1 protein-coding gene and 1 pseudogene are annotated in these 1,127 nt (G+C 76.8%); one reads left to right on the forward strand and one right to left on the reverse strand.

Going from position 1 to position 1,127, the window contains the following annotated elements; translation table 11 throughout:
• A partial coding sequence (gene trpD / locus ND748_RS32465; protein WP_251750081.1) for an anthranilate phosphoribosyltransferase occupies window positions 1-909 on the reverse strand: 909 nt, incomplete at its 3' end.
• Window positions 910-943: 34 nt separating this feature from the next.
• On the opposite strand from trpD, the pseudogene ND748_RS32470 reads away from it, so the two are divergent.
• Window positions 944-1,127, forward strand: a pseudogene (locus tag ND748_RS32470) (hypothetical protein); the annotation flags it as partial.

Genomic DNA, 1,127 nt, shown 5'->3' on the forward strand with positions numbered 1-1,127 from the left:
CAGCAGCACCGCGTCGCGGACCGGGCCCGGGTCGCCGGCGAGCAGCGCCCGGGTCACAGCGGCGTTGTGGGAGGCGTCGGCGCCGCGCAGAGCGGCGATGTCCGGCACGTGGATGCCGACGTCGCGCGGGTCGAACTGCTCGCGGCGGGGCGGCGCAGCCGCTTCCCCGACCGTCCCGCCGGGGATCACCCAGACGGTGGAGGTGGTCGTCGGGGTGAGTTCGTCGAGGCCGTCGTCGCCGCGGAAGACCAGTGCCCGGGTGCCGCGGTCGGCGAGGACCTGCGCGACGACCGGCGCGAGGCGGGCGTCGGCGACCCCGATGGCCTGCGCGCCCGGGTCGGCCGGGTTGGTCAGCGGGCCGAGGATGTTGAAGGCCGTGGGCACGCCGATCTCGGCGCGGGGGCCGCCGACGTGCCGCATCGCCGGGTGGAAGATCCGGGCGAAGCAGAAGGCGATGCCGGCGGCCCGCAGGCTCGCCTCGACCCCGGCCGGCGGCAGGTCGATGACGACCCCGAGCTCGGCGAGCAGGTCGGCCGAGCCGCAGGCGGACGACGCGGCCCGATTGCCGTGCTTGATCACGGGGACGCCCGCTCCGGCCACGACGAGGGCCGCCATCGTGGACAGGTTGACCGTGTTGGACCGGTCGCCGCCCGTCCCGCAGGTGTCCACCGCGCGTAGCCGCACGTCGTCGGGAATGCTCAGCGGGGCAGCATGGGCGCGCATCGCCGCGATCAGCCCGCCGATCTCGGCCGCCGTCTCGCCCTTGGCGCGCAGCGCCACCGCGAATCCGGCGATCTGGGCGGGGGAGGCGGCGCCGGCCATGATCTGGTCCATCGCCCAGGCGGTCCGCGCCGAGTTCAGGGACTCGCGGGCGAGCAGGGCGCCGATCAGCTCCGGCCAGCTCGTCACCGCGGCGGTCAGCCCTGTGGAGGAGACCGTCGCTGTGGGGGACCCCGTCGCTGTGGGGGACGCCGAGGCTGTGGGGGACGCCGGCCCTGTGGCGGGCGTCGAGGCTGGAGTGGGCACGGTGGATGGTCCTGGGGCTGGCACGGTGGCCTCGACGGTCACGGCGTCAGCCGGCGAGCTGGGCGCCCGTCAGCGGCCGCCGGGCCGCCGCGCCGCCGGCC

This window comes from Frankia sp. AiPs1, from assembly GCF_023716945.1.
Classification (GTDB): Bacteria; Actinomycetota; Actinomycetes; order Frankiales; family Frankiaceae; genus Frankia.